Annotated in this window: 26 protein-coding genes and 1 pseudogene; 8 read left to right on the top strand and 19 right to left on the bottom strand. The window is 69.0% G+C overall.

Annotation, left to right across the window (positions count from 1 at the left end; genetic code table 11):
• Positions 1-52: 52 nt before the first annotated feature.
• Positions 53-1,216, top strand: coding sequence for a zinc-binding metallopeptidase family protein (locus GT347_RS16395; RefSeq protein ID WP_160553231.1), 1,164 nt, complete (start codon positions 53-55; stop codon positions 1,214-1,216).
• Positions 1,217-1,220: 4 nt separating this feature from the next.
• Here GT347_RS16395 and coaD read toward each other — a convergent pair whose 3' ends face one another.
• The 4 genes and pseudogenes from coaD to GT347_RS16375 all read right to left on the bottom strand — a co-directional run bounded on the left by coaD (position 1,221) and on the right by GT347_RS16375 (position 5,227).
• A complete protein-coding gene (gene coaD, locus GT347_RS16390; RefSeq protein WP_160553230.1) occupies positions 1,221-1,706 on the bottom strand; it encodes a pantetheine-phosphate adenylyltransferase in 486 nt (161 codons plus the stop codon).
• Between the two features lie 32 nt (positions 1,707-1,738).
• A complete protein-coding gene (gene rsmD, locus GT347_RS16385) occupies positions 1,739-2,359 on the bottom strand; it encodes a 16S rRNA (guanine(966)-N(2))-methyltransferase RsmD (RefSeq protein ID WP_160553229.1) in 621 nt (206 codons plus the stop codon).
• Positions 2,359-3,707, bottom strand: a pseudogene (locus GT347_RS16380) (M16 family metallopeptidase). Before GT347_RS16380 ends, rsmD begins: the two are co-directional and overlap by 1 nt.
• 20 nt (positions 3,708-3,727) lie before the next feature.
• Entirely contained in the window at positions 3,728-5,227 is a 1,500-nt protein-coding gene (locus tag GT347_RS16375; protein ID WP_160553228.1) for a M16 family metallopeptidase, read from the bottom strand.
• Positions 5,228-5,254: 27 nt separating this feature from the next.
• Here GT347_RS16375 and ftsY point away from each other — a divergent pair, with 27 nt between their 5' ends.
• The 3 genes from ftsY (at position 5,255) to GT347_RS16360 (ending at position 9,320) form a co-directional block, all read left to right on the top strand.
• Entirely contained in the window at positions 5,255-6,505 is a 1,251-nt protein-coding gene (gene ftsY, locus GT347_RS16370) for a signal recognition particle-docking protein FtsY (protein ID WP_160553227.1), read from the top strand.
• Between the two features lie 217 nt (positions 6,506-6,722).
• Positions 6,723-7,694, top strand: a complete 972-nt coding sequence (gene rpoH, locus GT347_RS16365; protein ID WP_407704101.1) for an RNA polymerase sigma factor RpoH — start codon at positions 6,723-6,725, stop codon at positions 7,692-7,694.
• Positions 7,695-8,351: 657 nt separating this feature from the next.
• Entirely contained in the window at positions 8,352-9,320 is a 969-nt protein-coding gene (locus GT347_RS16360) for a Bug family tripartite tricarboxylate transporter substrate binding protein (RefSeq protein ID WP_160553225.1), read from the top strand.
• 9 nt (positions 9,321-9,329) lie between these two features.
• Here the strand turns inward: GT347_RS16360 and GT347_RS16355 are convergent, their stop codons facing one another.
• The 5 genes from GT347_RS16355 to GT347_RS16335 are packed head-to-tail and all read right to left on the bottom strand — an operon-like array spanning position 9,330 to position 13,387.
• Positions 9,330-9,938, bottom strand: a complete 609-nt coding sequence (locus tag GT347_RS16355; protein WP_160553224.1) for an SCO family protein — start codon at positions 9,936-9,938, stop codon at positions 9,330-9,332.
• A 12-nt stretch (positions 9,939-9,950) separates the two neighbouring features.
• Complete coding sequence (gene cyoE / locus GT347_RS16350) at positions 9,951-10,826, bottom strand: heme o synthase (RefSeq protein ID WP_160553223.1); 876 nt, start codon at positions 10,824-10,826, stop codon at positions 9,951-9,953.
• Positions 10,827-10,860: 34 nt separating this feature from the next.
• On the bottom strand, positions 10,861-12,027 hold the full coding sequence (locus tag GT347_RS16345) for a COX15/CtaA family protein (RefSeq protein WP_160553222.1): 1,167 nt from the start codon (positions 12,025-12,027) through the stop codon (positions 10,861-10,863).
• Between the two features lie 18 nt (positions 12,028-12,045).
• Positions 12,046-12,765 carry a hypothetical protein gene (locus GT347_RS16340; RefSeq protein WP_160553221.1) on the bottom strand — a complete coding sequence of 240 codons (720 nt, stop codon included), beginning with the start codon at positions 12,763-12,765 and terminating at the stop codon, positions 12,046-12,048.
• Positions 12,725-13,387 (bottom strand): SURF1 family protein, encoded by a 663-nt coding sequence (locus tag GT347_RS16335; RefSeq protein WP_160553220.1) that lies wholly within the window; start codon positions 13,385-13,387, stop codon positions 12,725-12,727. Before GT347_RS16335 ends, GT347_RS16340 begins: the two co-directional genes overlap by 41 nt.
• 96 nt (positions 13,388-13,483) lie before the next feature.
• Here GT347_RS16335 and GT347_RS16330 point away from each other — a divergent pair, with 96 nt between their 5' ends.
• Positions 13,484-13,705 (top strand): twin transmembrane helix small protein, encoded by a 222-nt coding sequence (locus GT347_RS16330; protein ID WP_195812355.1) that lies wholly within the window; start codon positions 13,484-13,486, stop codon positions 13,703-13,705.
• Positions 13,706-13,772: 67 nt separating this feature from the next.
• On the opposite strand, the gene GT347_RS16325 is transcribed toward GT347_RS16330, so the two are convergent.
• The 8 genes from GT347_RS16325 to GT347_RS16295 all read right to left on the bottom strand — a co-directional run bounded on the left by GT347_RS16325 (position 13,773) and on the right by GT347_RS16295 (position 19,954).
• Positions 13,773-14,654: a cytochrome c oxidase subunit 3 gene (locus GT347_RS16325; protein ID WP_160553219.1), complete on the bottom strand. Its 882-nt coding sequence runs from the start codon at positions 14,652-14,654 to the stop codon at positions 13,773-13,775.
• 47 nt (positions 14,655-14,701) lie between these two features.
• Positions 14,702-14,893, bottom strand: a complete 192-nt coding sequence (locus GT347_RS16320; protein WP_160553218.1) for a DUF2970 domain-containing protein — start codon at positions 14,891-14,893, stop codon at positions 14,702-14,704.
• A complete protein-coding gene (locus GT347_RS16315) occupies positions 14,890-15,447 on the bottom strand; it encodes a cytochrome c oxidase assembly protein (RefSeq protein ID WP_160553217.1) in 558 nt (185 codons plus the stop codon). Before GT347_RS16315 ends, GT347_RS16320 begins: the two co-directional genes overlap by 4 nt.
• Positions 15,448-15,457: 10 nt before the next feature.
• Positions 15,458-15,568, bottom strand: a complete 111-nt coding sequence (locus GT347_RS27590) for a cytochrome oxidase small assembly protein (protein ID WP_229722340.1) — start codon at positions 15,566-15,568, stop codon at positions 15,458-15,460.
• A 12-nt stretch (positions 15,569-15,580) separates the two neighbouring features.
• Positions 15,581-17,227, bottom strand: a complete 1,647-nt coding sequence (gene ctaD / locus GT347_RS16310; RefSeq protein WP_160553216.1) for a cytochrome c oxidase subunit I — start codon at positions 17,225-17,227, stop codon at positions 15,581-15,583.
• An 18-nt stretch (positions 17,228-17,245) separates the two neighbouring features.
• A complete protein-coding gene (coxB, locus tag GT347_RS16305) occupies positions 17,246-18,415 on the bottom strand; it encodes a cytochrome c oxidase subunit II (RefSeq protein WP_160553215.1) in 1,170 nt (389 codons plus the stop codon).
• A 90-nt stretch (positions 18,416-18,505) separates the two neighbouring features.
• The gene (locus GT347_RS16300) at positions 18,506-18,982 is read right to left on the bottom strand and encodes a DUF2244 domain-containing protein (protein ID WP_160553214.1); all 477 of its coding nucleotides are present in this window, start codon (positions 18,980-18,982) and stop codon (positions 18,506-18,508) included.
• 162 nt (positions 18,983-19,144) lie between these two features.
• A complete protein-coding gene (locus GT347_RS16295; RefSeq protein ID WP_407704100.1) occupies positions 19,145-19,954 on the bottom strand; it encodes a biotin synthase in 810 nt (269 codons plus the stop codon).
• Positions 19,955-20,158: 204 nt separating this feature from the next.
• On the opposite strand from GT347_RS16295, the gene GT347_RS16290 reads away from it, so the two are divergent.
• Positions 20,159-20,878, top strand: a complete 720-nt coding sequence (locus GT347_RS16290; RefSeq protein ID WP_160553213.1) for a ComF family protein — start codon at positions 20,159-20,161, stop codon at positions 20,876-20,878.
• Positions 20,879-20,887: 9 nt separating this feature from the next.
• On the opposite strand, the gene GT347_RS16285 is transcribed toward GT347_RS16290, so the two are convergent.
• Positions 20,888-22,648: a hypothetical protein gene (locus GT347_RS16285; protein ID WP_160553212.1), complete on the bottom strand. Its 1,761-nt coding sequence runs from the start codon at positions 22,646-22,648 to the stop codon at positions 20,888-20,890.
• Between the two features lie 176 nt (positions 22,649-22,824).
• On the opposite strand from GT347_RS16285, the gene GT347_RS16280 reads away from it, so the two are divergent.
• Positions 22,825-23,307 (top strand): tRNA (cytidine(34)-2'-O)-methyltransferase, encoded by a 483-nt coding sequence (locus GT347_RS16280; RefSeq protein ID WP_160553211.1) that lies wholly within the window; start codon positions 22,825-22,827, stop codon positions 23,305-23,307.
• A gap of 3 nt (positions 23,308-23,310) precedes the next feature.
• On the opposite strand, the gene GT347_RS16275 is transcribed toward GT347_RS16280, so the two are convergent.
• Positions 23,311-24,216 carry a LysR family transcriptional regulator gene (locus GT347_RS16275; protein ID WP_326830359.1) on the bottom strand — a complete coding sequence of 302 codons (906 nt, stop codon included), beginning with the start codon at positions 24,214-24,216 and terminating at the stop codon, positions 23,311-23,313.
• A gap of 250 nt (positions 24,217-24,466) precedes the next feature.
• Between GT347_RS16275 and GT347_RS16270 the strand changes: the two genes are divergently transcribed.
• Positions 24,467-24,790 carry a hypothetical protein gene (locus tag GT347_RS16270; protein ID WP_160553209.1) on the top strand — a complete coding sequence of 108 codons (324 nt, stop codon included), beginning with the start codon at positions 24,467-24,469 and terminating at the stop codon, positions 24,788-24,790.
• The last annotated feature ends 74 nt before the right edge of the window (positions 24,791-24,864 follow it).

Below are 24,864 nucleotides of genomic sequence, written 5' to 3'. Positions count from 1 at the left end.
GTTTCCGCTGCCGTCTTCCGAATTCCCAGCGCCGCCTCCTGCGAACCGCCCCATGAAAATCTTCAACTGCGACAACTGCGGCCATCCGGTTTTCTTCGAAAACGTGCAGTGCCTGAACTGCGGCTGCGCTCTGGCCTTCCTGCCCGACCAGCTCACCATGGCCGCCCTGCTCGCACCCAGCGCACCGAACGCCGACGGCTCCCCTGCCCTGTGGGCACGCAGCCATGCCCCGGAAGGCGCGCCGCTGCAGTACCGCATGTGCCTGAACCACGACCTGCACCAGAGCTGCAACTTCGCCGTGCCGCTGCAGGACCCGAATGCGCTGTGCGTTTCGTGCCGGCAGACCCGGGTGATGCCCGACCTGTCCTTCGCCGGGAACCGCCAGCGCTGGTTCCGCATCGAGGTCGCCAAACGCCGCCTCTTCTACACCCTGGCCCGCCTGGGCCTGGCCTCGATCGACTGCGACGAGAACGGCTGCCCCGACGACGGCCCGGTCTACGAATTCCTGGCCGACCTGCCCGGCGGCCCGCGTGTGATGACCGGCCACAACGAGGGCCTGATCACCCTCAACATCGTCGAAGCCGACGACGACGAGCGCGCCCGCCGCCGCCTGCAGCTGGGCGAGCCCTACCGCACCCTGCTCGGCCATCTGCGCCACGAGTCCGGCCATTTCTACTGGGACCGGCTGATCCGCGAGCAGAACCGCATCCCGGCCTTCCGCGAAGTCTTCGGCGACGAATCGCTGGACTACCAGCAGGCGCTCAAGGCCCACTACGCCACCGATCACAGCCAGCAGGATTGGCAGAGCCAGTTCGTCAGCGCCTATGCCACCGCCCACCCCTGGGAGGACTGGGCCGAGACCTGGGCGCACTACCTGCACATGGTCGATCTGCTGGAGACGGCCGCGGCCTATCACACGCAGGTGGAAGTGCCGGGCGACCCGAAGACCGGCGCGGACTGCGTGACCAACCCCTTCGGATCTGCCGAGAGCGATTTCGACCAGCTGGTGCAGCAGTGGATTCCGGTGACGCTGATGCTCAACAGCCTCAACCGCAGCCTGGGGCAGGACGACGCCTATCCCTTCGCCCTGTCGCCCGGCGCGCTGCGCAAGCTGCGCTTCGTGCACGACGTGATCCACGAGAGCGTGGACATGCCGCTGATCGACGACAAGGACGACATGACCCGGCCGGCCGACCCTCAGCCCGTCGCGGCCTGAAGCCTCAGCGGCCGACCTTGGTCAGCAGGCGTCCCAGCACCGGCGGCGAGACGAACTTGTCGACCTCGCCGCCGAGCTGGGCGATCTCGCGCACGAAGGTGCTGGAGATGAACTGGTATTTGTCGCCAGGGGTCAGGAAGACGGTTTCCACCTCCGGCATCAGCGCGCGGTTCATGCCGGCGAGCTGGAACTCGTAGTCGAAATCGGTCACCGCCCGCAGCCCGCGCACCATGGCCTTGGCGCCGCGCGCCACCACGAAGTCGCGCAGCAGGCCGGCGAAGCTTTCCACCTCGACCTGCGGATAGGGCGAGACGGCTTCCCGCACCATCTCGATCCGCTCTTCCAGGCTGAACAGGGTCTTCTTGTGATGGCCGGCCGCCACCGCCACGATCACCCGGCCGAAGAGTTGGGTGGCGCGCCGCACCACGTCCTCGTGGCCGAGGGTGATCGGGTCGAAGGTGCCGGGATAGACAGCGATGAGAGGTGCCATGCGGTGTGCGGCCTGGAGCGGAGTGGCCGCGATTATGCCGAGCGGCGCAGCAGGTGCGCATGCACCGCGCCGGCCCGCAGATGGCGCTCGCTGGACCAGCCGAGTTCGGCCAGGCGGGCCTGGTCCCAGGCCTCGGGCGCCTCCAGGTAGACCAGGCCGTTCGCGGCCAGGCCGGCGGCCGCGGCCTTGAGGGCGGCATCGAACAGGTCGGCCTCGAAAGGCGGATCGAGCAGTACCAGGTCCCAGGCGCCCGGTACGGCGCGCAGGGCGGAGATGCCGTCGCCGCGCCGCACTTCGACCGTGCTGGCCGAGAGTCTGGTGCAGAGCGCCTTGAGTGCCGCGGCCAGGCGCAGGTCCTGCTCGCACAACAGCACCTGCGCGGCGCCGCGCGAGGCGCATTCCAGGCCCAGCGCACCGCTGCCGGCGAAGGCATCGATGCAGCGCCAGCCCGCCAGGTCCTGGCCCAGCCAGTTGAACAATGTCTCGCGCACACGGGCCGGCGTGGGCCGCAGGCCGGGCAGATCGGGCACCGGCAGCGACGTGCGTTTCCACTGGCCGCCGATGATGCGCACCTCGCCCGCGCCGCCATGCGGCCTGGGCGGGGCGCTCTTCTTCGACAGCGTCTTGACAGCGGTCTTGACGGCGGCCTTCATCACGATGCACCTCCCACGACCACGGTGACCATGCGATCGGGCTGCAGCACCCGCGCGAAGGCCCGCCGCACATCGGCCGCGGTGATGGCACGCACGCGCTCGGTCCAGGTGTCCAGATAGTCCAGCGGCAGGCCGTTCCAGGCGATGTTGGCGATATTGCCGACCAGCTTGGCATTGCTGTCCAGGCGCAGCGGGAAGCCGCCGATCAGGTTGTCCTGCGCGGCCTTCAGCTCGGCTTCGGTGGGGCCGTCGGCGACGAACTTCGCCAGCACGTCGCGCGCCACCTCGACCGCCTGCGCGGCCTGGTCGGGCCGGGTCTGCAGGCCGATGGTGAAGGCGCCCGCGCTCATGGCCGGATCGAAGCCGGAGTACACGCTGTAGCTCAGGCCGCGCGCCTCGCGCACCTGCTGGGTCAGGCGCGAGTTGAAGCCGCCGCCGCCCAGGATGTAGTTGCCGACGGTCATCGGGAAGTAGTCCGGATCGCGCCGGGCAATGCCGGGCTGGCCGATGTAGACATGGGCCTGGGCCGAGGCGAAGGGCTGGCGGATGTCCTGCGCCGCCGCCAGGGGCGGACCTCGGCCACGGCCGGCAGGGCCTGGCAGCGGCCTTCGGCCAGGCGGCCGAGCAGGCTGGCGGCGAGGGCATCGGCCTGGCTGCGGTCCAGCGCGCCCACGATGCTGATCGTGGCGCCGCAAGGCTGCAGGCGCGCATGGAAGTCGCGCATGGCGCCGACGGTGATCGCCTGCAGGCTGGCCTGCGTGGTCTGCCGGCCATAGGGATGCTCGCCGAACACCGCCTGCTCGTAGAGCCGGCCGGCGCGGGTGCCCGGCCGGGTTTCCGCCTCGCGCAGGGCGGCGGCGATGCGCTGGCGCTCCGCCGTCCAGACGGTTTCGGGGAAGGAAGGCTCGCCGATCTCGCGGGCCGCCAGCGCTGCCGCGCGGGCCAGCAGCGCCGGGTCGGACAGGGAGCGCAGCGAGAAGCTGAAACGGTCGTTGCCCGCGCCCGCGCCGAACTGCGCGCCGAGTTCGGCCCAGGCGTCGTCCAGCGCGTCTTCACCCAGCGCCGGCTCGGCGCCGTGCGGTTTCACGCCCTTGTCCAGCATGCCGGCCATGGCGCCGGCCAGGCCGGTGAGCGCGGCCGGCTCGCGCCGGGCGCCGGCATCGAAATCGATCTGCACATCGACGATGGGCACCGCCCGGCTCTCGACAAAGAAGACCTGCGCGCCGTCGGCGCGGCGCCAGTGCTGGATCGGCAGCGCGGCCTGGGCGCAGGTGGCCAGCGCCAGCAGGCCGGCGGCCAGCAGCCGAGGCCAGCGCAGCGGCGCAAGAAGGCGGAAATGGACAGCCATGATGGGTTCTTTCCGATCGTTCAATGGACAGGCCCGCCCGTGGCTTCATCGCCCTGGGGGCGGGGCGGCCGGGACGGGTCCGGCGGCAGCGGCACCAGGGTGCCGACGGTGAGTTGTTCGTCGCCGAAATAGCGCTGCGCCACCGACTGCAGCTGCGCCGAGGTGACGGCCGCCAGCCGGTCGAGCAGCCGCGCATCGGCACCCAGCGGCAGGCCCTGCACCCAGTTGCTGCCCAGGTCCTGCGCCTGGGCGAAGACGGAGTCGCGCTGGAACACCTCGCCGGCCCGCCACTGGATCTTGACCCGGCGCAGTTCGGCCTCGCCCACGCCTTCGCGGGCGATCAAGGCGACTTCGCCGCGCAGGGCCTTTTCCAGTTCGGCGGCGCTGTGGCCCTTGGCCGGCACGCCGGCCAGGGTGAAGAGCTTGGGGCCGCGTGCCACCAGCGCATGCGAGGCATCGACACCATCGGCCACCCGGTTCTCGCCGCGCGCCAGATGGCGCTGCAGACGGGCGCCGGAATAGCCGTCGAGCACGGCGGCCAGCACCGTCAGCGCCAGGGCGTCCTGCGCCTCGGGCGTGTCGGCCTCCAGCGATTCCAGGCCGGGCGCACGAAAGGCCAGCGCCACATAGGCCTGTTCGGCCGGCGCGCGGAAGTCGAAGCGCCGCATGCCCACCTGCACCGGCTCCGGCCGCGGCTTGCGGGCCGGCACGGCACGGGCGGGGATGCGGCCGTAGGTGGATTCGGCCCAGCCGCGCACCTGCTCGGGATCGACATCGCCGGCGATCACGATCGCGGCATTGGCCGGCACGTACCAGCGCCGGTAGAAGTCGCGCACGTCGTCGGCGGTGAAGGCGGCGATGTCGCCCATCCAGCCCACCACCGGGCGGTGATAAGGCGAGGCGGTCCAGACCTGGGCGGACAGGGCTTCGTAGAGCCGGCTGCGCGGCCGGTCCTCGGTGCGCATGCGGCGCTCCTCGGCGACCACCTGGCGTTCCTTCAGGAACTCGGCATCGGGCCAGGCGTTGTTGGCGAAGCGGTCGGCTTCCAGCTTCATCACATCCGGCAGCCGGGCGGCCGGCACCTGCTGGTAGTAGCCGGTGTAGTCGAGGTTGGTGAAGGCGTTCTCGCGGCCGCCCAGCGCCGCGACACGGCGGGAGAACTCGCCCACCGGCACCTCGGGCGTGCCCTTGAACATCATGTGTTCGAGCATGTGGGCGATGCCGGAGGTGCCGTCCACCTCGTCCATCGCGCCGGCGCGTATCCACACCATGTTGACGGCGATCGGCGCGCGGCGGTCCACCTTCACGATCAGTGCCATGCCGTTGGAGAGGGTGAACTGCCGGGTGTCGGCGGCTGCCACGGCCGGGGCGGGCGTGGCGGCGGCGATCGGGGCGCCGGGTGTGTCCGGCCCGCTGGGCTGGGCCCCGGCACCGGTCGCCAGCAGGCTGGCGGACAACACAAAACCCAGGCCGCGCCAGCCGGTTCGAACGGCAATGCCGCGTTGGAAAGCTCGTTTCATAGAATGCTTGATTCTAAGAACGCGTCCATGTTCAGTTTTTTCAAGAAAAAGCCGCCGGCGGCCACACCGGAACCCGCGTCGACCACTCCCCCGCAGGAAGACGCAGCGCCGACAGGCGCGCTCGGCTGGTTGAAGAGCCAGCTGGGCCTGGCGCCCGCGCCAGCCGAAACGCCCGAGACCACGACACCACCGCCAGCCGCGCCGGCTGTCGCCCCCACGCCCGTCGTGGCGGTGCCGGTGGCCGCGCCGCCGCTACCACCGCCGCCAGCCGCTGCGCCTCTTGTGCCGCCGCCGCCGCTTGCGCCGCCCGCCCCGGCCGCGGCACCCGTCGTGGCTGCCCCGGCGCCGGCCGCGCAAGCAGAAGAAGGCGGCACGGCCGAGCGCTCCGGCTGGATGCAGCGCCTGCGCGGCGGCCTGCGCAAGACCGGCGGCAGCATCGCCGCCGTGTTCAGCGACGCCCGCATCGACGACGCCCTCTACGACGAGCTGGAAGACGCCCTGCTGATGGCCGACACCGGCATCAAGGCCACCCAGCACCTGCTCGACGACCTGCGCCGCCGCGTCAAGGAGCGCCGCAGCACCGAGCCCACCGCCGTCAAGGCGCTGCTGGCCGATGCCATCGCCGACCTGCTCAAGCCCCTGGAAAAGCCGCTGGTCATCGGCCAGCACACGCCCACCGTGATCATGGTCGCGGGCGTCAACGGCGCCGGCAAGACCACCTCCATCGGCAAGCTCACCAAGCACCTGGCCGACGCCAAGGCCACCGTGCTGCTGGCCGCCGCCGACACCTTCCGCGCCGCCGCGCGCGAGCAGCTGGGCGTGTGGGCCGACCGCAACCTGGTCGAGATCATCGGCCAGCAGGGCGGCGACCCGGCCGCCGTGAGCTTCGATGCGGTCACCGCCGGCAAGGCGCGCGGCAAGGACGTGGTGCTGGTCGACACCGCCGGCCGCCTGCCCACCCAGCTGCACCTGATGCAGGAGCTGCAGAAGATCAAGCGGGTGGTGCAGAAGGCCGACAACAGCGCGCCGCACGAGGTGCTGCTGGTGATCGACGGCAACACCGGCCAGAACGCCCTGGCCCAGGTGCGCGCCTTCGACGACGCGCTGGGCCTGACCGGGCTGATCGTCACCAAGCTCGACGGCACCGCCAAGGGCGGCGTGCTGGCGGCCATCGCCCAGGAACGGCCGATCCCGGTCTATTTCATCGGTGTGGGCGAGAAGCTGGAAGACCTGGAAACCTTCAACGCCCGCGAGTTCGCCCAGGCCTTGCTCGGCTGAGAGCAAGCGCAAACATCTTCATCAAAGCGACGGCATGGCTCTTGAAACAGGAAGAACCAGCGCATAACTGCGAGCGTCGTTCCTACGAAACGCAGGGCCGTCCGTGGCTTCAATAGCCCGGTCGGCCTTCTTTTTCCAGGCGCCCGGAAATCTCCGGCGCCCTGCGAGAAGACCTAGGGAACTCGGGTCTTAGCACTCTCTCTAACCGAGTGCTAACATGCCCGTCATGAGGAAAGGATCCCCCGGTATGAACTATTCAACTGGAGCCGCAACCGCCGTCGCCCCCGCCAATCCGTGGGCGATCGTGCCGCCCCTGGGCAACCTCGATGCCTATATTTCCGCGGTCAACCGCATGCCGCTGCTCACGCCCGAGGAAGAGCAGCGTTTCGCCCGTGAACTGCGCGACGAGAACAAGGTCGAGGCCGCCGGAAAGCTGGTGCTCTCGCACCTGCGCCTGGTGGTGTCCATCTCGCGCCAGTACCTGGGCTACGGCCTGCCGCACGGCGACCTGATCCAGGAAGGCAACGTGGGCCTGATGAAAGCCGTCAAGCGTTTCGACCCCGAACAGGGCGTGCGCCTGGTGAGCTATGCCATGTACTGGATCAAGGCAGAGATCCACGAATACATCCTGAAGAACTGGCGCATGGTGAAGGTGGCCACCACCAAGAGCCAGCGCAAGCTGTTCTTCAACCTGCGCTCGATGAAGCAGGCCTTCAAGGCCGACTCGGCGATGGACGAAGCTGGCGTAACGCACCGCGAGACACTGAGCGCCGGCCAGGTCGAGACCATGGCCGAGCGGCTGAACGTCAAGCCGGAGGAAGTGCTGGAGATGGAGATGCGCATGGCTGGCGGCGATGTGCTGCTGGACCCCTCTCCTTCGGACGACGGCGAGCAGGCTTTCGGGCCTATTGCCTACCTGGCCGACGTGGCGCATGAACCCACGGCGATGATCGAGTCGCACCAGCGCGATGTGCTGGCTTCGGACGGTATCGCCACTGCGCTGCAAGCGCTGGATGACCGCAGCCGGCGCATCGTGGAAGAGCGCTGGCTCAAGGTGAACGACGATGGGTCGGGTGGCATGACGCTGCATGAGCTGGCGGCTGAGTACCACGTCAGTGCGGAGCGGATTCGGCAGATCGAGTCTGCTGCGATGAAGAAGATGAAGAAGGCTTTGGCTGAGTACGCCTGATCTTTCTCGGTAATCTTTGCTCATAGGGGCCGCTCTGGATTTCAGAGCGGCTTTTTTCATTTTGTACTTCTTCTATTATTTTCAGGGTGGAGCTGGGGCTGCGCGCCCCAGACCGCGGTAACTTTCTTTCCATTGAAAGAAAGTCACCAAAGAAAAATTCAATGCGGGAGCGGGAGATATTTTTCGGGCCTTCGCTGCGCTCGGCCTGGGGCAGAGCCTGATCGAACTGGCGGAGAACTGGACGATTTGGCCTGCTCGCTATCCAGTCTTCGGACCGCTGCCCTGCAGCGGAACAGCCAATACCGTGATACCAAATACCAAATGCCCGTCTATTCCAGCGCGGCGATCGATCAAGAGCCGTCAGTCCTGCGCCTGTTTCGGCTGGACTGGGGGCATGGCGGCTATATCAAACAGGGCCAAATCGTCGCCTGGCAGAGCCGCCCAATATCGATTTCTGCCCCAGGCCGAGCGGCAGCGAAGGCCCGAAAAATATCTCCCGCTCCCGCATTGAATTTTTCTTTGGTGACTTTCTTTCAATGGAAAGAAAGTTACCGCGGTCTGGGGCGCGCAGCCCCAGCTCCACCCTAAAAACACAGAAGAAAAACCCAAAGCCCACAGCAGATAAAATCAAATAACCCACCAAAAGCAAGAAACACAATGATCTCCCGCCGCACCTGCCTGGCCGCCAGCAGCCTGCTAACCGCCCCCGTCCTGGCCCAGTCAAGCAAGCCCTGGCCCACCCGCCCCCTGCACATCGTCGTAGGCTTCCCCGCAGGCTCCTCCCCCGACATCACCGCCCGCACCCTGGCCGAACCCCTGTCCCAGGCACTGGGCCAGCCAGTCATCGTGGACAACAAGGTCGGCGCCGGCGGCAACATCGCGGCCGAGTTCGTCGCCCGGGCCCGAGACGATCACACCATCGGCCTGATGATCAACGGCAACATGACCATCGCCCGCCTGATCAACCCCAGGCTGGGCTACGACCCGCTGAAGGACTTCGCCCCCATCAGCCTGATCGGCATCTCGCCCCTGGTGCTGACCGCACCCGCCAACGCCCCGGGCGCCGACGCCCGGGCCTTCCTTCAGGCGGCCCGGGCCTCGGGCGACCGCTGGAGCTACGGCACGCCGGGCGTGGGCACGGTCGGCCATGTGGGCATGGAACTGCTCAAGCGCCGGGTGCCGATGGCGCCGGTGCATGTGCCCTACCCCGGCTATCCGCAGGTGGCCAACGCCATGATCGGCGGCGAACTGCAGCTGGCCCTGCTGCCGCCCACGCTGGCCGCCGCCCAGGCGCGCGCGGGCAAGCTGCGCGCCATCGGCATCACCGCGCGCGGCCGCAGCCCGCTGGTGCCGGAGATTCCCAGCCTGGCCGAGGCGGGCATCGCGGATTTCAACCTGGAGATCTGGAACGCGGCGGCCGCGCCGGCCAGCATGCCGCCCGCGCTGGTGGCGCGGCTGTCGGCCCTGTTCTCGGAGATCGTGCGAACGCCGGAGATGCGCAGCAAACTCTTCCAGCAGGGCTGGCAGGCGGTGGGGAGTTCCTCCGAAGGACTGGCCAACCGCGTGCGTGCGGATGCCGCTTCCATGGGCGAGGTGATCCGCAGCGCGCGGATCACCGCCGACTGAGACGCCCGCTCAGGCCGTCTGCTGCATCAGCAGCTTGATGTCGGCCAGCAGCGGTGCGCTGCCTCCGCCGTACTTGGCATAGAGCCGCAGCCGGCCCATCGGGTCGTACAGGTAGGTGGCGGCCGAATGGTCCATGGTGTAGCTGCCGGGCGCGCTGCCGTCGACCTTCTTGTAGTAGACCTTGAAGTCCTTGGCCACGGCCGCGAGCTGCTCCTGGTTTTCCGGCCGCAGGGCGATGAAGCTGGCGTCGAAGTTGGCCATGTAGGCCTGCAGGATCTCGGGCGTGTCGCGCTCCGGGTCCACGCTGATGAAGAGGGTCTGCAGCTTGTCGCCGTCGGCGCCGAGCTGGTTCCTGATCTCGGCCATCTCGGCCAGCGTGGTCGGGCAGACGTCCGGGCACTGGGTGTAGCCGAAGAAGATGGCGACGACCTTGCCCTTGAATTCCGACAGGCTGCGGGTTTTGCCGTGCGCATCGGGCAGGTGGAAGTCCTTGGCGTATTCGGCGCCGGTGATGTCCACCGCCTGGAAGGCCGGGCCCGGCGCCGCCTTGGAGCAGGCGCCCAGCAGGGCGGCCACGCCGGCACCGGCGAACAGGTGGAGAAAGGTGCGGGTCTTCATGGACGCGGGTTTCTAGAACAGGTAGTGGTCGACCAGCAGGGCCGCGAACAGCACGCTCAGGTGGATCAGGGAAAAACGGAAGGTCTTGCGCGCCAGGCCGTCCGAATACTCGCGCCACAGGGCGAAGGCATAGCCGCAGAAGCCCAGCGACAGCACGATGGCCACGACCAGGTAGAGCCAGGAACTCATGCCGTAGGCAAAGGGCATCAGGCAGCCGGCGAACAGCACGAAGGTGTAGAGCAGCACCTGCAGCCGGGTGAACTCGTTGCCGTGGGTGACCGGCAGCATCGGCAGGCCGGACTTGCGGTAGTCCTCCACCCGGTAGAGCGCCAGGGCCCAGAAGTGCGGCGGCGTCCACAGGAAGATGATGAGGAAGAGGATCAGCGCTTCCGGGCCCACATCGCCCGTCATCGCCGCCCAGCCCAGCACCGGCGGCATGGCGCCCGAGGCGCCGCCGATGACGATGTTCTGCGGCGTCAGCGGCTTGAGCACCACCGTGTAGACCACCGCGTAACCGACGAAGGTGGCGAAGGTCAGCCACATGGTCAGCGGGTTGATCCAGACATACAGGATGGCCGAGCCGGCCGCGCACAGCACGCCGGAGAACAGCAGGGTCTGGCCGTCGCCCAGCTCGCCACGCGCCGTGGGCCGCCAGGACGTGCGGCGCATGCGTGCGTCGATGCCCTTTTCGACCAGGCAGTTGAAGGCTGCGGCCGCGCCCGCCACCAGCCAGATGCCCACGCAGGCCACCAGCGCGCGCTGCACCTCCGCCCAGCTCGGCGCGCCCGGCACGGCCAGCACCATGCCGATCAGGGCGCAGAAGACGATGAGCTGCACCACCCGCGGCTTGGTCAGCGCGTAGAACTGCCGCACGCGCGAGGGCGGCACGGCGGCGGGGGGTGGACGACGGGAGCGGCGGGATTCATGCGGGAAGCGAGGATAAACGGTGGCGCGGCTGCGGCGCCGCGCGACGGGAGGAAGACAGTGCCCAGACCAGGGCCGCGACCAGCGCGGCGGCGCCGCCGGTGTGCAGCACGGCGGCGACCAGCGGCCAGTCCAGGATCACGTTGGACAGGCCGGTGGCCAGCTGCAGCGCGGCCAGCCCGGCGATGGTGGCGACCGGGCGGCGCAGCCCCTCCACCCGCCACAGCCGCACGGCCACGGCAATCAGCAGCACGAAGACGACATAGGCGAAGAGCCGGTGCATATAGTGGATCGCCGTCAGCGCCGCGAAGTCGATGGGACTGCCATCGGCCAGTTGGCCCAGCGGACGCCACAGCTCGAAGCCGCGCGCGAAGTCCATCGGCGGCCACCACTGGCCCTGGCAAGTCGGAAAGCCGTCGCAGACCAGCACCGCGTAATTGGTGCTGACCCAGCCGCCCAGCAGCACCTGCAGGCAGACGGCGGCGAGTGTGACCCAGAGCAGGCCGCGCTGCGCCGCCGAGATGCGCACCGGCGCCAGCCCCAGCTGCGCCAGACCGTGCCGCGCCGCCTGCAGCGCCAGCATGGCCAGCAGCACGATCCCGCCGGCCAGGTGCATCACCACGATGGCGGGAAAAAGCTTGAGCGTGACCGTCCAGGCACCGAAGGCACCCTGCACGCAGACCCAGAAGAGCGTGGCGATCGGCCAGGCCGGATGCACCGGCGGCACCGCTCCGCCCTGCAACCGCTGGCGGCGCCAGGCGCGCCAGGTGGCGATGGCCAGGGCGATGATCAGCACACCCACGCCGGTGGCCAGGTAGCGGTGCACCATCTCCACCCAGGCCTTGCGGTGCGTCACCGGGCCTTCGGGCATGGCGGCCTCGGCGGCGGATATCTGCGCATGCGCGGCCACCGGATGGGCCTCGCCGTAGCAGCCCGGCCAGTCGGGGCAGCCCAGGCCGGAGTCGGTGAGCCGGGTGAAGGCGCCGAACATCACCAGGTCGAAGGTCAGGAACAGGGTCAGCACGGTCAGCGCCTGCAGGCGGCGCGTGGGGCTGGCGCGGCGGTTGCGCAACGCCAGCCACAGGAGCGGGCCGAGCGCGATCAGCAGCCCGGTCAGCATCATCTGCACCAGGGGCGAGTAGTCGTAGAGCGGCGTCGGGTTCATGGGGAAAAGGAAACGGGATCAGCGGCCTTCGCGGTCCCAGGAGGCGGCGGCGCGCAGCAGGCGGTCGAGATCGCGTTTGGCCTTGGCGGCGCCGGCCATGTCCATGGCGGCGGGAAAACGCATCATCCAGTGGCCCAGCGGATCGACCAGGTAGAGGTGGTCAGTCAGCCGGTGGCCGGCCTCGGGCTGCAGCCAGCGGGCGATGTCGGCGGCCGGCAGGCGCAGCACCGTGGCCTGGGCCAGGGCGGGCTGCAGCGTGGCGGCGACCGGCGCTTCGTCGTCCACCAGCCAGACCCAGTCCAGCCGGTCGCGCTCCTTGCCCAGGCTCTCGCGCAGCTGGCGCTGCAGGTAGAGACGCTGCTCGCAGTCCGCGCCGCAGGCGCCGCCGGCCACGCTGACCAGCAGCCATTGCCCGGCCAGCGAGGGCAGGCGCACCGCGCCGCCATCGAGCTGCCGCGCGACCAGATCGGGCAGTGCCGGCTGCTCGGCGATCAGCTCGCCGTAGCTGCGATGACTCTGCGGCCGCACCACGTAGAAGGTGAAGTAGGAGGCCACCACCGGCGCCGCGCACACCGCCAGGATGAACAGCATCTTCCAGCGTCCGCGCGAGGTCGAACCCGCCGCCAACTCGCCACCCGGCTCGGGCAGCGCATGCACCGCCAGGTCCAGCAAATGGCCGGGCGCTTGCGGCGCTGCCTCAGGCAGCGCGCGGGCGTCGGATGAATTGGAACCAGGCATAGAGGAAGACGATGAGGGCGCAAAGCCCGAACCATTGGAAGGCGTAGCCGTAGTGGCGTTCCACGCCCAGGGTGACGGGCGGCCACTCGCGCTGCAGGCCTTCACCCGCCGCGCCGGTCTGCACGGCGGTGAGGGCCACCAGCGGCAGGCCGGTCTCGTGGCGGAACGCGGCCAGGTCGAGATTTTGCCGGATCGGCGAATCCCCCTCGGCCGCGCTGTGGAAGTCGTAGAGCCGCGAAGGCGGGCCGGCGATGCGGGCGTGCAGCTCGACCGGGCCGTCCGGCGTCTGGATCGGCACCAGGCGGGAGCGGTCCTCGAAGTTGCGCGGGATCCAGCCGCGCTGCACCAGCACCACCAGCTGCGGCGACAGTTCGAGCGGCGTGAAGACGAAGAATCCGGGCCGGCCGAACATCTGCCGGTTGTCCAGGTAGACCGTGCGCTGCGCCAGCCAGCGGCCGCGCAGGTGCACCCGGCGGTCCAGCAGTGCGGCCGTGTCGCCGGCCGCGAGCGAGCTGCCGTCGAGTTCCGGCAGCGCCTCGCGCTGGACCATGGAGGCCTCGATCGCCTCCTTCTGCGCCGCGCGCTGCAGCTGCCAGCGGCCCAGCGCGGCGGTCACCAGCATGCCCAGCAGCGCCGCCGCGGTGATGCACCAGAAACGCCGGCCCCGGCGTGGAAAACCCGCGCGGACGGCCGGGGGGCTCACCGGATAATCCCGTGCATGAAACTGCTGATCGCACTCGGCTTCCTGGCCATCCTGGCGAGCCTGGGCGCGGCCCTGTTCTTCATGCTGCGCGACGGCCGCGAAGGCCGGCCCAAGTCCGGCGGCATGGCACGTGCGCTGGCGCTGCGGGTGGGCTTCTCGGTGCTGCTGTTCATCTGCATCCTGGTCGCTTGGAAGATGGGTTATATCCGGCCGACCGGCTTGCCGGTAGGTCAGTAAGCGTCCCGCAAGGCAGCAAAAAAGGCGCCTCGCGGCGCCTTTCGTCCAGGGGGCCGGGCGGCCGCCCTCACATCCAGTACACCAGCGTGTACAGCCCCAGCCAGACCACGTCCACGAAGTGCCAGTACCAGGCCGCGCCCTCGAAGCCGAAATGGCGTTCGGGCGTGAAATGGCCCTTACGCAGGCGCAGGGTGATGAAGAGCAGCATCAGCATGCCGATGAAGACGTGGAAGCCGTGGAAGCCGGTCAGCATGAAGAAGGTCGAGCCGTACACGCCGGAGCTGAGCTTGAGGTTCATCTCGGTGTAGAGATGGTGGTACTCGTAGCCCTGCACGCACAGGAAGATCACGCCGAGGATGACGGTGGCCCACATGAAGGCCAGGGTGCGGGCGCGGTGCCCTTCGCGCAGGGCGTGGTGGGCGATGGTGAGGGTCACGCCCGATGTCAGCAGCAGGGCGGTGTTGATGGTCGGCAGCCAGAAGGGGCCGACCGTCTCGAAGGGCTCGACCAGGCCGCCGGGCGCGGCCGTCATGCCCGCGGCCACACTGGGCCAGACGGCCTTGAAGCCGGGCCAGAGCAGGGCGTTGTCGATGCTGCCGAGGGCCGGCACCGAATGCGAGCGGGCCCACCACAGCGCGGTGAAGAAGGCGCCGAAGAACATCACCTCCGAGAAGATGAACCAGGACACGCTCCAGCGGAAGGACAGGTCCACCTTGTAGCCGTAGAGCCCGCCCTCGCTCTCGGCCACCGCGTCGCGGAACCACTGGTAGAGCACGAAGAGCCAGCCGATCATGCCGGCGGCCAGCGAGTACATGCCCCATTCGTGGCCGTTGATCCATTGCGAGGCACCCAGGATCACGAAGAAGAGTCCCGCCGCGGCCAGCGCCGGATGGCGCGAGGCACCGGGCACGAAGTAATACGGCGTGGCGTTGCTGGTATGGGCACTCATGGGGTTTCTGGCTCCTGGAATCGTTGTTTTCTTGGGCGTTGACCGGCTCAGACCATCCAGCGCACCAGCACCATCAGGCCGATCACCAGCACGAAGGTGGCGGCGATGCCCACGGCGCAGACGATGAGCGGATTGAGCCGCGTGTCCTCGTCCAGCCCGCTGGCCTTGCGCAGTCCGATGAAGGACCAGGCCACGGCCTTGAGCGTCCGCAGCACGGATGGCTTGGTCGCGTCCGTCATGACGGTGCCGGCGGCGTTCGGCCGCCGACCTCGAAGAAGGTATAGGACAAGGTGATGGTGTTCACGTCCTTGGCCAGCTGCGGATCGATGACGAACACCACCGGCCACTGCTTCTTCTCGCCCGGATCCAGCGTGTACTGGTTGAAGCAGAAGCACTGCAGCTTGTTGAAGTGCGCCATGGCCTGCTGCGGCGCGTAGCTGGGGATGGCCTGGGCGGCCATGCGCCGGTCCTGGGTGTTCTGGAACTCGTACATCACCGTGGCCAGCTCGCCCGGATGCACCTTCAACGAGGACACGGCGGGGCGGAAGGACCAGGGCCCGCGCGCATTGGCGTCGAACTCCACTGTGATGGTGCGGCTGGTATCGACCTGGGTGTTGGCCGGCAGCCGCGCGGCGCCGGGCAGGTTGAGTTCGGACTTGGCCAGCACATTGATGCCGGTGGCCTCGCAGATCGCGTTGTAGAGCGGCACCAGCGCATAACCGAAGGCGAACATGCCGCCGGCCACGACCAGCAGCTTGCCCAGCATGCGTGTGTTGTGGCCGCGCAGTTTCATATCGGCGGCCCTAGCGGGCGTACAAGGCGGCGCGCGCCAAAAAGCCGATGAAGAACACCGCGGCGATCGAGGCCAGGATCAGCCCCAGGCGGCGGTTCGCGCGTTTCTGTTCCGGTGTCATGGCGGGGGCGGCTCAGCCGATGATGCGGGTGGCGGTGGCGTCGAGCTTGGGCGGCGTCTCGAAGGTGTGGAAGGGCGCCGGCGAGGGCACTTCCCACTCCAGCCCCTCGGCCGCTTCCCAGGGCCGCTGCGGCGCCGGCTCGCCCTTGCCGCGCATCATGGGCAGCACGATGAAGACGAAAAAGTAGACCTGGGCGAAGCCGAAGAAGAAGGCGCCGACCGAGGCCACCGCGTTGAAGTCGGCGAACTGCATCGGATAGTCGGCATAACGGCGCGGCATGCCGGCCAGGCCCAGGAAGTGCATCGGGAAGAAGGTGACGTTGAAGGAAATCAGCGACCACCAGAAATGCAGCTTGCCGCGGCGCTCGTCGTACATCACGCCGGTCCATTTCGGCGCCCAGTAGTAGACGGCCGAGAACATCGAGAACAGGCTGCCCGCCACCAGCACGTAGTGGAAGTGCGCCACCACGTAGTAGGTGTCCTGCAGCTGGATATCGACCGGCGCCATGGCCAGGATCAGGCCGGTGAAGCCGCCCATGGTGAAGACGAAGATGAAGCCGACGGCGAAGAGCATCGGCGTCTCGAAGGTCATCGAGCCCTGCCACATGGTGGCGATCCAGTTGAAGATCTTCACCGCCGTGGGCACCGCGATCAGCATGGTGGCGTACATGAAGAACAGCTGCCCGGTCACCGGCATGCCGGTGGTGAACATATGGTGCGCCCAGACGATGAAACTCAGGATGGCGATGGACGAGGTGGCATACACCATCGAGGCGTAGCCGAAGAGCTTCTTGCGGGCGAAGGCCGGCACCACCTGGCTGATGATGCCGAAGGCCGGCAGGATCATGATGTAGACCTCGGGGTGGCCGAAGAACCAGAAGATGTGCTGGTACATCACCGGGTCGCCGCCGCCCGCAGGGTTGAAGAAGCTGGTGCCGAAGTGGCGGTCGGTCAGCGTCATGGTGATGGCGCCGGCCAGCACCGGCATCACGGCGATCAGCAGGTAGGCGGTGATCAGCCAGGTCCAGGCGAACATCGGCATCTTCATCAGCGTCATGCCGGGGGCGCGCATGTTGAGGATGGTCACGATGATGTTGATCGAGCCCATGATCGAGCTGGCGCCCAGGATGTGCATCGCAAAGATGCCGGAGTCCATCGAGGGGCCCATCTGCAGGGTGAGCGGCGCATAGAGCGTCCAGCCGGCGGCGGGCGCGCCGCCGGGCAGCAGGAAGCTGGTCACCAGCATGATCGCGGCCGGGATCATCAGCCAGAAGCTGAAGTTGTTCATGCGCGCGAAGGCCATGTCGGATGCGCCGATCTGCAGCGGGATCATCCAGTTCGCGAAGCCCACGAAGGCCGGCATGATGGCGCCGAACACCATGATCAGCCCGTGCATGGTGGTGAGCTGGTTGAACAGCTCGGGATTGACCAGCTGCAGCCCCGGCTGGAACAGCTCGGCGCGGATCAGCAGGGCCAGCACGCCGCCCACCATCAGCATGGCGAAGGCGAACAGCAGGTAGAGCGTGCCGATGTCCTTGTGGTTGGTGGCGAACACCCAGCGGCGCCAGCCGTGCGGCGCGCCATGGTGTTCGTGCTCGTCGTGGCCAGCGTGGCCGTGGCCCGTCGGATCGGTCGGGCTGTGGTCGATGACTGCGCTCATGGTGTCTTCCTGCCGGTCTTATTTGTTGCGCTGCGCCAGCACTTCGGAGGGCTGCACCAGCTGGCCGGTCTTGTTCGACCAGCTGTTCTTGGTGTAGGTGATGACGGCGGCGATGTCGGTGTCGCTCAGCTGCTTCCACGAAGGCATGGTGTTGTTGTTCTGGCCGTTGAGCAGCACGTGGATCTGCACCGTGTGGTCGGCGTTGAGCACCTTCTCGTCGGCGTCGAGCGCCTTGACCGGGCCGCCGCCCTTGCCGTTGGCCTGGTGGCAGGCGGCGCAGTTGGCGGCGTAGACCTTCTCGCCGCGGGCCAGCATGTCGGGCAGGGTCCAGACCTTGTTGGGGTCGTCGAGCTTGGCCGCGGCCTTCTTCTGCTGGTCGGCCACCCAGGCGGTGTAGTCGGCCGCCGAGACCACCTTCACATGGATCGGCATGTAGGCGTGCTCCTTGCCGCAGAGTTCCTGGCACTGGCCGTAGTAGTCGCCGGTCTTCTCGGCGCGGAACCAGGTGTCGCGCACGAAGCCGGGAATGGCGTCCTGCTTGATGCCGAACTGCGGCACCGCGAAGGCGTGGATCACGTCGTTGGCGGTGGTGATGATGCGGATCTTCTTGTCCACCGGCACCACCAGGGGGTTGTCCACCTCCAGCAGGTAGTTGTCGGGGATGGTGCCCTTGGCGCCGTTGTTGGACATCTCGCGGTGCGCCGGCAGCAGCGTGGAGATGAAGCCCAGGCCGGCGCCCTCGCCGTTCAGGTAGTCGTAGCCCCACTTCCACTGGTAGCCGGTGGCCTTGATCGTGAGGTCGGCGTTGGTGGTGTCCTTTTGCGCCACCAGGGTCTTGGTGGCGGTGAGCGCCATCACGATGACGATGAGGAAGGGGATCACCGTCCAGGCGATCTCGACGGCCACCGACTCGTGGAAGTTGGCCGCCTGGTAGCCCTTGGATTTGCGGTGCTTCCAGATGGAATAGAACATCACCGCGAAGACGGCCACGAAGATCACGGTGCAGGTGATCAGCATGCCGGTGTGCAGCAGATGCTGGTCCTGCGAGATGCCGGTGACACCGACCGGCAGGTTCAGCTGGCGCACCGACGGCCCGCCGGGCAGGTCGCCCACCGCATGGGCGGCGCTGGCGATGCCGGCGGCCGCCAGGGGCAGGGCCTTGGCGAGCTTCTTTGAGATGCGCTTCATCGTCTTCATTTGTGTGTCGTTCTCAAAACCAAACTTGCGTCGCACCGGGCGTGGGGCACGCGATCCGCGCGGACTCGCCGGCAGCGGCCTTCAGGCCGCCCGCAAGGCCTTGCGGATCTCGGTGGCCAGCGCCGGCCGCAGTTCCGGCCGCACATAGCGGCCCACCACGACCGATTTCCCCTGGGCCGAAACACGGATCAGCGAACCATCGCCCTCCGCCGGTTCGACCCGTACCCATTCGCGCCGGAATTCCGCCCGCTCCAGCCGGCCGGCGGTCTCGCGTTCGATGACCAGGCGGGCGTCGGTGAGCGAGATGCGCTCGCCGTCGGTGGCGTGGCGGGCGTAGACCAGGAAGGCGACACCGACGGCGGCCAGCTCCAGGCCGGCGAAGGTGGTGACGAAATGGGCGCCCAGCGTCCAGCAGAAGGCGGCGATCGCGGCCGAGAGCAGGCAGAGCGATGCATACACCCAACCCAGCTGCACCGGCGTGACCGAGCAGTTGCGCTTGAGCAACCAGTGCAGGCCCTGGCCCGATACGGTGGCGAAGCGGAGGACGAGGTTGGACACGTATGGATGTGGGTAAGACAGTGCCGCAGGCAGGCGCCCGAGGCCCGAGAGTGGCTGCGATTCTATCGCGGCACCTTTTTGGCGATACCCGTGCAACCCCGGGTCCGCACGGGCGGGAAAGCCTGTGTTGACGCGGGTTTCGCGGCCGGCGCGCGTGGGCTTCTAGCGCTTGCCGCGCAGCATGCGGCGCATGTCTTCCAGGCCGACGGCGCTTTCGGCCGCCAGGCGCGCCTTGGGCAGGGGCTTGAAGGCATGGCCGTAGACGATCTCGAAGGTCAGCACCAGGCGGCCGTCCTCGGCGGGGCTGGCCAGGCGCTCGGCCAGGACCTGCAGCAGCCGCTCGCGAAAACGCCGACCGCGCAGCGCGGGAAAGCGCCCCGGATGCAGGTTGCGGCCGATCTCGCGCAGTTCGGCCAGCAGGCGTTCGGGGCTGTCGTAGGTCAGCACGATGCGCTCCATGTCCATCACCGGCTCGGCGAAACCGGCGTGCACCAGCATGTCGCCCCAGTCGTGCATGTCGGTGAAGGCATGGCCGGCCGGCGGCCAGCCGAGTTCGGCATAGACCCGGTGCAGCTCGCGCAGGGTGTCCGGGCCGAAGCAGGAGAACATCAGGAAGCCGTCGACCGCCAGCGCCTGCTGCCATTGGGCGATGAGGGCCTGCGGGTCGGCGGCCGCGTGCAGCGCCATGTTGGCCCAGAGCATGTCCACACTGCGCTGCGCCGGCAGGGCCTCGGTGGCGGCCAGGAAACGCGGCGCCGAGGCGCCCACGCCCCAGCGGCGCGGGCTCCACCAGGGCGCTTCCAGCGCGGCGCGGGCGGCGGCGGCGCGTTCGGGCGTGGCTTCCACCACGTCGAAGCCGGCATCGGCATAACGCTGCTGCACCAGGGCATGGCCTTCGAGCCCGCCGCGCAGGGCGAACCAGTGGGCCCAGCGTTTGGGTCGGGTGACGATCCATTCCAGCCGCTGCGCCATGCGCCGCGCCACCTCTTCGTGCAGCCAGGGGGAGGCGGGCGCGCCCAGCGGGGGCAGGTCCTGCCAGTGCCGGGCGGCCGGCGCGGCGATGGTCGGGGGAAGGTCGTGGGGGCGGAAGCGGGCGGGGCCATGGGGCGATCGGGGTCGGCTCGGCCGGAAAACGGTGCCGGGCCGGCAGGGCCGCCGAGTATATTGAGCCGCGCCATGTTCCGCCCGCTCGCCGCCCGAATGACCCGCTGGCTCGCCGCCCTGCCCGGGCCGGCCGCGGCCTGCCGGGTCTGCGCCGCCTGGCCGGCGAGCAGCTTCTGCGAGGACTGCCTGCGGCGTTTCGCCCGCCCGGTGCACCGCTGCGCCAGCTGCGCCATCGCCCTGCCCGCCGGCCTGCCGCGCTGCGGCGCCTGCGTGCGCCAGCCGCCGCCGCTGGATGCCTGCCTGGCCGCGGTGGACTACGGCTTTCCCTGGGACCGCGGCATCGCCGCCCTCAAGTTCCGCGGCGAGGCCGGCCTGGCGCGCGCCCTGGCCGAGTTGCTGCGCCGCATGCCCGGTGCGGCGACGGCCATCGAGGACGCCGAACTGCTGCTGCCCCTGCCGCTGTCGCCGCTGCGCCTGCGGGAGCGGGGTTTCAACCAGTCGGCGCTGATCGCCCGCCGGCTCGCGCCGTCCAAGTGCGACACCGCCACGCTGCTGCGCATCCGCCATACCGCCGCGCTGAGCGGCATGGACCGCCAGGCCCGCCGCAGCCATGTGCGCGGGGCCTTCGCCCTGGAGCCGGCGCGGGCCGCCCGGGTCCGGGGACGGCGCCTGCTGCTGGTCGACGATGTGATGACCAGCGGCGCCACGCTGCACGAAGCCGCCCGGGTGCTGCGTGCCGCCGGGGCGGCATCGGTCTCGGCCCTGGTCGTGGCGCGCACGCCGCGGCCCTGAACGCCGGTTTCAGAGCGGCAGGGGATGCGGCCGCATCGGGCAGGCCGGCGCCGCCGCCGGCGGCGGGGGCAGCGCGGCCGCTTCCAGCTCCGTCGCATCCGCATCGCTCAGCCCGGGCGCTCCCCACAACAGTTCATGCAGCTGCGCCTGCATCGCCGGGCAGCCCCATGGTTCCTCCGCGTCGAACCACCGGTCGCGTGCCTCCACCCGCATGCGGGGATCGCCCCCGAGCCGGTTGACCACGCCGTAGTTCACTGGCACTTCCCCGCCCGCGTAATAGGACAGCTCGCAGCGGTGCAGCAGTTCGAGCAGGAAACGCGCGGCGGTGAAGATGCCCGTGTAGCGCCCGGGGCACATGGTCGGCCCGGAGAAGAACATCGGCAGCAGGCCGCCGTTGCGGCGCAGGTCCAGGAAGTCGAAGAGCGCGGCCTGGGGCCCGGCGTTCTCCAGCAGCTCGCGCATCGGGCCCAGGCATTTGCGCTGGAGCGTCGGCAGGTCGAAGAGCACCGCGTCCCCGGCACAAATGAGGTGCTCCTGTCCATCGCTGTCGGTATAGCGGATGTCTTCCACGGCGCCGCGCGCGGCGACGTTGATCGGCAGGTTGCCCAGGAAGGCCAGGAACAGCGCGCGGGTCGAAGGCAGGTTGTACAGCTCCTCCACGCCCTGCACGCCCTGCGGGAAGTCCTGCTCCAGCTGCTGGCGCAATGCCTGCAGCTCGGCCGGGCGGGCGATGAAATGGTTGAGCACCAGCATCATCAGGCTGGAAGTGGTGAAGACGGTGGCGGCGAACTCCATGGCGATGTCGTCCAGCACCGGCTGGAAATCCTCGCTCTTGAGCTGCTCCGGCGTGACGCCGGCGGGGACGAAACCATGCATGCGCACGATGTCGACCACCAGGTTGGGCGCCGCCTGGCCCAGCGCCGCGCCGGCCAGGTCGCGCGCCATCTCGTGCAGCTGGCCGCGGGCGCGGGTGGCATGGCGTGCCAGGAAACGCGCCAGACCCTGGTTGAGCGCCCCCAGGGTGGACTTCCAGGGCGACCCCACCGTGGCCGCCATGGTGGCGATGGACCGGCGGAAGGTCTCGGCATGGCGGGACAGATCCACCGCCCTGCCCGTCATCGCTTCCGCGCCGGTGGCGAAGAGGTAGTTCAGGATGTGCAGGTCCATGTCCACCGCCTGGTCCGGCGGGCTGGCCAGGATGCCGTCCACCGCGGCGGAGGCGATCTGCGCCAGGCGCGGCGCGCGGGCCCGCACCTGCGCCTCGCCGAAATAGGCCTTGAGGTCGCGCCGGGCGTTGGCGTGCTTGCGCAGTTCGCGTTTGAGCCGGTCGACCTTCGCCTGGGTGGCTGCGTCCAGCGGCGGGGCATCGGCCGCCTCCGGCTCGTCCTCGGCGACATGGCGGTAGGAGGCCACGAAGACGGCATTGCCGAAGGCCTCCTGCGACAGGCGGTGGGAGCTGTCGCGGTCGAGCCGCAGGCTGGCCGCCAGGGATTCCCAATTGAGGCTGCGCACGATGTGGACCGCGACACCGCCGGGCAGGCCCAGTTTCACCACCGCTTCGCCCCGGTCCGGTGTCCGCCGCAGGATCTGCGCGACGGAGGTGCTCATGAGCCGCAGCATGTTGCCGACCTGCTCGCCGCCCGCCTGGAGCAGTCCGGCCAGCGTCTCGGGCGTGAGCTCCCAGGCTTCGGCGTCGAAGTGCTCCTCCGGCGGGTTGCCGGGAGCGGCGAAGGTGGGAACGGTGGGTGCCGCGGAAGAGGGATAGGCCATTGGCGTCCTTGGAACATCGGTTGGAAGAGCACCGATTCCATGAGCCTTTGACCTCGGCAGTGCCGCCTTGCACGAAAAGACGCGCGTCCTGTCGAAGAACTCTTTCGAATTGCGCGACGAGAACCATCGAACGACCGATGCGAACCCGGGTGCCGCCAGCCAGCACAATCGCCGCCATGTTCAACATCGTCCTTGTCGCGCCCGAGATCCCGCCCAACACCGGCAATGTGATCCGGCTGGCGGCCAATACCGGCTGCCGGCTGCATCTGGTCGAGCCCCTGGGTTTCTCGATGGAAGACCGGCTGCTGCGCCGCGCCGGCCTCGATTACCACGAGTTCGCCGAGGTGCGCCGCCACGCCAGCTGGCAGGCCCTGCTGGACGATGCCCGGCCGGCGCGCGAGCGCATGTTCGCGTTGACCACCCGGGCCAGCCAGCCGGCCCACGGCCTGGCTTTCCGGCCCGGCGACTGGTTCGTCTTCGGCTCCGAGACCAGCGGCCTGCCGGCGGATTTGCGGGATGGATTCTTTCCGCCAGCGCAACGGCTGCGCCTGCCGATGCTGCCGGGGCAGCGCAGCCTCAACCTGTCGAACGCGGTGGCGGTGACGGTGTTCGAGGCCTGGCGCCAGAACGGCTTCGGCGGGGCCGCGGACCAGCTCTGAAGGCTAGACCGCCACCCGCCGCAGCAGCCCGCGCGGCTGCTCGAAAGGCTCGCGCAGGAATTCCAGGAAGGCATGGGTGCGCGCCGGCACCAGCTGGCGGCTCGGCATGGCGCCGAACAGGGTGTAGCGGCCGCCCATCCAGTCGGGCAGCACCTGCACCAGGTCGCCGGTGGCGATCTGCGGCGCGGTGAGCAGGCGCGACAGCAGCGCCACGCCGGCACCGTCGAGCGCGGCGCGGTGCAGCACGTCGGAATGCTGGGACTGCAGCGTCACCCGCACATCGACCTCCACCGCCTCGCCCGCGCCGCCCTCGGGCAGCAGGCGCAGGCGGCGGCCGCTCGGGCGGCGCTGGTGGCGCAGGTAGCTGTGCTCGCGCAGGTCCTGCGGCTCGCGCGGCGTGCCGGCACGGGCCAGGTAGTCCGGCGAGGCGCAGAGGATCCATTCGCCATGCATCAGCGGCCGCGCCACCAGGTTGGCGTCGAAGTTTTCCTCTTCGATGAGAAAGGTCAGATCGAACTCCTCGACCCGGTTCTGCGGCATGGCGTCGGCCGTGATGTCCAGCACCACCCGCGGATGCCGCCGGCTCCAGGCGGCCACCCGCGGCGCCAGGAAATAGGAGGCCAGCACCGGCGTGGTGACGATGTGCAGCACGCCGCGCAGCTCCCGGCTGGAGGCGGAGGCGGCGATCTCCGCCTCCTCCAGCTCGGCGAGGATGGCACGCAGCCGGGTCAGGTAATGGTCACCCGCTTCGGTCAGCGCGATGCGCCGCGTCGTGCGCTGCAGCAGCCGGGTGCCGAGGTGGCGCTCCAGGTCGCTGACCAGCCGGGTCACCGCCGCCGGCGACAGGTCGAGCGCCCGGGCGGCCGCCGCGAAGCTGCCTTCGTCGGCCACCCTCTGGAATACCTTCATCGATTGCAGCCGATCCATGCGATTTCACCCGTGCAAACCGGCCCGTATGTCGGACGCCGCTGATGAATTATTCCATTTCCAGCAATGGTGATTTGCCCCGCGCCGGGTTTTCACCAAGCCGTCACAAGCCTAAAGTTCATCACATCGATGGGCCGCAACCGAAACGCTACGACACACCGAGACGGCGCCCCGGCCTGAAAGCGGGACGACGGAAAAGCAAAAACATCAACTCATCCGAAGGAAACTCATCATGAAGACCCGCAATCTGCTCCAGGCCGCCGCCATCGCTTCCCTGCTCGCCGCCGGCGTCGCCGCACAAGCCGCTCCCGTGGGCGACAGCGACACCCTGCAAAGCCAGGCCGTGCAAGTCCAGTCGAACCGCTCGTTCGCCGCCAACCAGGCCGCCAGCCTGGCCGGCAGCTCCCGTGTCGCCCTGCAGAACAGCGGCGAAGGCTACGGCTCGACCGTGCCGGCCGTCCGCAGCAGCGGCGCCGACCGCGCCGCCGTGCGCCAGGCCGCCATGCAGGCCGAACGCTCGGGCGCCATCGAACGAGGCGACGCCCTGACCTTCTGATCCATCAGAACACCTGGCGCCTTCCCCGGCGCCCCCTGGCGCCCGCCGGCTTCATGCCGGCGGGCGCTTTTTTG

This window comes from Xylophilus rhododendri (genome assembly GCF_009906855.1).
GTDB lineage: Bacteria > Pseudomonadota > Gammaproteobacteria > Burkholderiales > Burkholderiaceae_C > Xylophilus > Xylophilus rhododendri.
This window is presented reverse-complemented; position numbering and strand designations above follow the sequence as displayed.

Coding starts and splice junctions, on each gene's coding strand:
- GT347_RS16395 (WP_160553231.1), top strand. CDS start 53: ATGAAAATCTTCAACTGCGACAACTGCGGCCATCCGGTTTTCTTCGAA.
- coaD (WP_160553230.1), bottom strand. CDS start 1,706: ATGGCACCTCTCATCGCTGTCTATCCCGGCACCTTCGACCCGATCACC.
- rsmD (WP_160553229.1), bottom strand. CDS start 2,359: ATGAAGGCCGCCGTCAAGACCGCTGTCAAGACGCTGTCGAAGAAGAGC.
- GT347_RS16375 (WP_160553228.1), bottom strand. CDS start 5,227: ATGAAACGAGCTTTCCAACGCGGCATTGCCGTTCGAACCGGCTGGCGC.
- ftsY (WP_160553227.1), top strand. CDS start 5,255: ATGTTCAGTTTTTTCAAGAAAAAGCCGCCGGCGGCCACACCGGAACCC.
- rpoH (WP_407704101.1), top strand. CDS start 6,723: ATGCCCGTCATGAGGAAAGGATCCCCCGGTATGAACTATTCAACTGGA.
- GT347_RS16360 (WP_160553225.1), top strand. CDS start 8,352: ATGATCTCCCGCCGCACCTGCCTGGCCGCCAGCAGCCTGCTAACCGCC.
- GT347_RS16355 (WP_160553224.1), bottom strand. CDS start 9,938: ATGAAGACCCGCACCTTTCTCCACCTGTTCGCCGGTGCCGGCGTGGCC.
- GT347_RS16345 (WP_160553222.1), bottom strand. CDS start 12,027: ATGAACCCGACGCCGCTCTACGACTACTCGCCCCTGGTGCAGATGATG.
- GT347_RS16340 (WP_160553221.1), bottom strand. CDS start 12,765: ATGCCTGGTTCCAATTCATCCGACGCCCGCGCGCTGCCTGAGGCAGCG.
- GT347_RS16335 (WP_160553220.1), bottom strand. CDS start 13,387: ATGCTGGTGACCGCCGCGCTGGGCCGCTGGCAGCTGCAGCGCGCGGCG.
- GT347_RS16330 (WP_195812355.1), top strand. CDS start 13,484: ATGAAACTGCTGATCGCACTCGGCTTCCTGGCCATCCTGGCGAGCCTG.
- GT347_RS16325 (WP_160553219.1), bottom strand. CDS start 14,654: ATGAGTGCCCATACCAGCAACGCCACGCCGTATTACTTCGTGCCCGGT.
- GT347_RS16320 (WP_160553218.1), bottom strand. CDS start 14,893: ATGACGGACGCGACCAAGCCATCCGTGCTGCGGACGCTCAAGGCCGTG.
- GT347_RS16315 (WP_160553217.1), bottom strand. CDS start 15,447: ATGAAACTGCGCGGCCACAACACACGCATGCTGGGCAAGCTGCTGGTC.
- GT347_RS27590 (WP_229722340.1), bottom strand. CDS start 15,568: ATGACACCGGAACAGAAACGCGCGAACCGCCGCCTGGGGCTGATCCTG.
- ctaD (WP_160553216.1), bottom strand. CDS start 17,227: ATGAGCGCAGTCATCGACCACAGCCCGACCGATCCGACGGGCCACGGC.
- coxB (WP_160553215.1), bottom strand. CDS start 18,415: ATGAAGCGCATCTCAAAGAAGCTCGCCAAGGCCCTGCCCCTGGCGGCC.
- GT347_RS16295 (WP_407704100.1), bottom strand. CDS start 19,954: ATGGCGCAGCGGCTGGAATGGATCGTCACCCGACCCAAACGCTGGGCC.
- GT347_RS16290 (WP_160553213.1), top strand. CDS start 20,159: ATGTTCCGCCCGCTCGCCGCCCGAATGACCCGCTGGCTCGCCGCCCTG.
- GT347_RS16285 (WP_160553212.1), bottom strand. CDS start 22,648: ATGGCCTATCCCTCTTCCGCGGCACCCACCGTTCCCACCTTCGCCGCT.
- GT347_RS16280 (WP_160553211.1), top strand. CDS start 22,825: ATGTTCAACATCGTCCTTGTCGCGCCCGAGATCCCGCCCAACACCGGC.
- GT347_RS16275 (WP_326830359.1), bottom strand. CDS start 24,216: ATGAAGGTATTCCAGAGGGTGGCCGACGAAGGCAGCTTCGCGGCGGCC.
- GT347_RS16270 (WP_160553209.1), top strand. CDS start 24,467: ATGAAGACCCGCAATCTGCTCCAGGCCGCCGCCATCGCTTCCCTGCTC.